The sequence below is a fragment of the Nocardia sp. NPDC059177 genome (genome assembly GCF_042755165.1).
GTDB lineage: Bacteria > Actinomycetota > Actinomycetes > Mycobacteriales > Mycobacteriaceae > Nocardia.
In genome coordinates, this window is sequence record NZ_JBHZBX010000043.1 from 1 (window position 1) to 4,076 (window position 4,076).

Consider the following 4,076-nt stretch of genomic DNA (forward strand, 5'->3'; position numbering starts at 1 on the left):
ACAGAGAAAAAAACGTCTACACCAAAATACAAAACGGTGACGGTGAAAAAAGGTGACACGTTGTCAGAATTGACGCAGAAATATGGTAAGGGTGGTACAAAAGCCGCGTATATGGAAACAGCCAAGTTTAACAAACTCAAAGACCCGAACAAAATTAAACCGGGTCAGAAAATCAAAATCCTGACAAAGTAGGTGGAAGTATGGGCGTAAATATAAAGCCGTTTATCAAAGACGCGCAAGCCATACAGAAAGAAACTGGCATCCCTGCATCCATCATACTGGGTCAAATCATGTTAGAATCAGGCGGTTCAAACCCGGGCGGATTGTCCGGGCTTGCCTACTACTCTAAGAACCTATTTGGAATAAAGGGAAGAGGTACAGCAGGAAGTGCCACGATGGGTACGACCGAAGTATATAACGGTAAGACCTATCACGTGAAGGATGGCTTTGCAAAGTACAACAGCTATCAAGATTCCATACGCGCCCACGCGGAACTATTATCCAAGCCGCGTTATGCGTCAAAGCTGAAGAACGCAAAAAGCGTTGAGGACTATGCGAAGGGAATCAAAGCTGGAGGGTATGCAACAGACCCTAACTATGTAAATAAGCTTCTCGGCATTATCAGCAGTAACAACCTTCACCAGTACGATGATAAGGACATTACATTCAAAGGAACGTCAGGAGCCGGGGCGACAGGTGGGGATTCTTCATCTTCAGGCACTGACGACAAATCATATTTATCAAATATCATGTTCGGCGTGTTCAGATGGTCTCTTATTCTCGGGCTTGCTATCATTGCAATCGTGTTCTTTATGAAAGCCTTCCCAGCAGTCGGAGACGTTGCGAAAGGTACAGCATCCACCGCAATGGATTTTGTTCCGGGTGGTCGTGCTGTCAAATCTGTTTCTAAGGGAGCCAAAGCCATTAAGAAAGGACGCAGCGCGTCAAACCACATCAAGAAAGCCGCTACAATAGCAAAAGGAGTGAACAAGAATGCCGGAACTAGTCAAACAGCCGGGGGATGACCATAAAAAGAGTACATGGCGTGAACAGACCGTCACCATGCTACCGGGCGACATTACAACGGTTTATTTTGACGACACAAAGCCGAACCATTCAGCCATAACAAATAACACAAGTCAGATCGTGTACGTACACGAGCGCCCGAGCGTGTCGCCTAACAATTATCTTTTAGCCGTAGCGCCGGGGTCAACAAAGCTTTTGGCGCGACCGCTCGGCTATCACACAATCTACCTTGACGCCGCGATCGTGCAGCCCGAAAAAGTCCGGGTCGAATCTTGGATTGAGAAATTTACAGCGTCATCTATACCACAGTCCATTGACACCGTTCAGCTTGGGCAGATGACAGGAACCGTAGATATATCAGCGTTACCGCCGCTTGCGGCAGGCGACAAGCATATTGGGAGTGTTGAGATAGATAAGCCTGTCACACTCGGCGGGTCTTCTATCCCGGCGACACAACCTGTACCAACTCGGGAAGCCGGAATGAATGACTTTAGGGTTGGTGGGGTGAGTGTAGGCGTCACGCCTGTAATGGCAAAGTCAGGTTCTAGCAAACTGACAAACCGCCGAGAGTTGACGATCTACCCGCCTAACTCGGGTGTCATTTATTGGGGTAAGCAGGGTGTCGAGACGACTACAGGTGCGCCGCTCACGTCTAACGACAGCCCGCTAACATTTAAGGTTCATAGCCAAAGCCCTGACGTGTACCTAGTCGCTGATACTGAGACAGTCGTCACAATCGTGGAGGTGTCCTAATTGATTGAACTCGGGTCAAGGCGGACGCCGCCCTATGATGATACAGGCGTCAAAACAAGTATTTCAGATTTAAAAGACAAGATGGCAAAGCTTCAGGACACCGTTGACCATATGGACGTGTCAGATGAGATAAAGAACGATATTCTGACGCTTCAGCAAAAAGTCCAAGCGTTAGAGGATACCGCGGACGGTGGGTCAACTGGTGCAACTGACCAACAAATTCAAAGTATGAAGGCTGACGTTGATTCATTCGGCCGAGTCTTGGACGCTCATGTAAAGGACACGACCAAACACGTATCGTCTGAAGACCGTACCAAGTGGGACGGTATGAGTGACAGGGTGACGACATCAGAAACAAACCTGAAGAACCATATCGCAAATGCTAAACCTCACGTCTCGGATTCTGAACGTTTGAAATGGAATCAAGCTGCTACGGATGCGACACAGCTGCAAAAGGATTTACAGACAACGAATCTATCGCTTCAGGATGTTATCGGGGTTCAAAACTTCTCACAGAAATATGCATTAACGGATGCTGAAGGAATGCGGAAACGGTTGGCTTCAGCTGACAGCATATTCACCGCACCACCCGGTTTTTATTATGGGACAGGATGGAATCAACTACCGTTACCGGGTGACGCTTCTTGGTACTATCTCGACATTCTACCAGCGCCAAACGGTCTGCGGAAATTGGTTCTGACACGTTCCTATGATAATACGTCATGGATTGGTGTTATACACACTGACAATGTATTCAGGGGTTGGCGACAGCTGTTTACACAAAATGATTTTATGGCGCTCACATGGTATAACCTTCCGTTATTGAATGGAGCAAAGGCGTCAGGAAGAACACCGCAGTATACCCGCTGGGGAAACATCCTCATGCTAAAAGGTGACGTGGCGTGTGACCTCGGCGTTGACTTTGCACAATTGCCCGCGTCATATTCACCGTCAGACAAAAAGGCGGTCATGGCAACAGCATACGGAACGACAGGCTTCACAAAATTTTATATCAACACTGACGGTAAACTGGCGTTTGTCGGCTTTTCAGGAAACAATCAGTCCGCCGTGTCCAGTTGGTCATTAGACGCGGCAGTGCCTTACTAGGAGGGTTGGAGCAATGGAAATGATACAAGTATTCGTATATGATTCGGATTTCATCTTCGACTATCCTGAAATTGTTCCGGCTGATTCCGTACCGGATAATGCGACAACCGTACAGCCGCCGGGATATTGGCGGGCGCAATTTCAGAAGGATAGAAAACTATGGATTGAATCCGCTTCAGACGAACAAATAAATGAAATGAGACAACAAATGAGGGAGAGTGTAAAAGAATGAGTTTCATGGAGAATGTTGCAAGTGAAGCACAAAAATTATACGGTGTAAGTCGAGTTTTACCTTCAGTTATCACAGCACAAGCCATACATGAGTCAAATTGGGGCAAATCCGGGCTTGCTACGCGTGCAAATAACCTGTTTGGTATAAAAGGTATCGGGAACGCTGGAACCGTTCATATGGGCACGTGGGAGGTTTTAAACGGGGTCGATAAAACAATCAAAGCAGGGTTCCGGGCGTATAAGTCTGTTCGCGATTCTATCATAGACCTTGTGAACCTCTATAACCGTCTTGACCGTTATAAGGCTGTTGTCGGGGAAACGAACTATGTACAAGCTTGTGCCGCCATCCAAAAGGGTGGATATGCGACAGACCCGAACTATGCGAAGAAGCTTATCGCCACAATCGAAGCCCACGGGCTGACGAAATACGATAAGGTCGGGAACAAAGCCGCAGTGAAGGCGAAACCTGCCAAGTCGTCCGGCTCGACATATACCGTTAAGGCGGGTGACACATTGACAGCAATTGCAAAGAAATATAATACGTCAGTGAAGGAGTTGGCGAAAGTGAACGGTATTAAAGATGTTAATATGATTCGTGTTGGTCAAGTCCTGAAGGTATCAGGAGCCGCACCATCCGGCGGTACATTCTACACCGTAAAGGCGGGCGACAACCTGACGAAAATTGGTAAGAAATTCGGTGTGTCCGTTAAGACATTGACCACAGTTAATCGTATCCCGGATGCGAATAAGATTTATGTCGGTCAACGGTTAAGGGTGAAATAATTTACAATATATACTAACATTTGTTAAAATTAAGTAGAATAGGAGCCGCGGAAGACTTCTATTCTATCTGTAACAATAGAGTCACGCCCGAGACACAACCCGCTGGAAAAATATCCGGCGGGATTTTTTATTATTGACAGTTCCCGGGTGACATGTTAATTAGCACAGAAATGTGG

The 4,076-nt window shown here is 47.0% G+C and carries 6 protein-coding genes; all 6 read left to right on the forward strand.

Annotation, left to right across the window (positions count from 1 at the left end; all coding sequences use genetic code 11):
- Window positions 1-192 (forward strand): LysM peptidoglycan-binding domain-containing protein (locus tag ACFXK0_RS28850; protein ID WP_379414244.1); only part of this gene is annotated, 192 nt, incomplete at its 5' end.
- Window positions 193-200: 8 nt separating this feature from the next.
- Window positions 201-1,025 carry a glycoside hydrolase family 73 protein gene (locus tag ACFXK0_RS28855; RefSeq protein WP_376642737.1) on the forward strand — a complete coding sequence of 275 codons (825 nt, stop codon included), beginning with the start codon at window positions 201-203 and terminating at the stop codon, window positions 1,023-1,025.
- A complete protein-coding gene (locus ACFXK0_RS28860) occupies window positions 994-1,779 on the forward strand; it encodes a hypothetical protein (RefSeq protein ID WP_376642735.1) in 786 nt (261 codons plus the stop codon). The genes ACFXK0_RS28855 and ACFXK0_RS28860 overlap by 32 nt, the downstream gene beginning before the upstream one ends.
- On the forward strand, window positions 1,780-2,886 hold the full coding sequence (locus ACFXK0_RS28865; protein WP_376642734.1) for a hypothetical protein: 1,107 nt from the start codon (window positions 1,780-1,782) through the stop codon (window positions 2,884-2,886). It begins immediately after the preceding gene.
- A gap of 13 nt (window positions 2,887-2,899) precedes the next feature.
- On the forward strand, window positions 2,900-3,118 hold the full coding sequence (locus ACFXK0_RS28870) for a hypothetical protein (protein ID WP_376642732.1): 219 nt from the start codon (window positions 2,900-2,902) through the stop codon (window positions 3,116-3,118).
- A complete protein-coding gene (locus tag ACFXK0_RS28875) occupies window positions 3,115-3,900 on the forward strand; it encodes a glucosaminidase domain-containing protein (protein ID WP_376322298.1) in 786 nt (261 codons plus the stop codon). The genes ACFXK0_RS28870 and ACFXK0_RS28875 overlap by 4 nt, the downstream gene beginning before the upstream one ends.
- The last annotated feature ends 176 nt before the right edge of the window (window positions 3,901-4,076 follow it).

Bases quoted from the DNA above. Each gene is read 5' to 3' on its own strand.
- ACFXK0_RS28860 (WP_376642735.1), top strand. From the start codon at position 994: ATGCCGGAACTAGTCAAACAGCCGGGGGATGACCATAAAAAGAGTACA.
- ACFXK0_RS28855 (WP_376642737.1), top strand. From the start codon at position 201: ATGGGCGTAAATATAAAGCCGTTTATCAAAGACGCGCAAGCCATACAG.
- ACFXK0_RS28870 (WP_376642732.1), top strand. From the start codon at position 2,900: ATGGAAATGATACAAGTATTCGTATATGATTCGGATTTCATCTTCGAC.
- ACFXK0_RS28875 (WP_376322298.1), top strand. From the start codon at position 3,115: ATGAGTTTCATGGAGAATGTTGCAAGTGAAGCACAAAAATTATACGGT.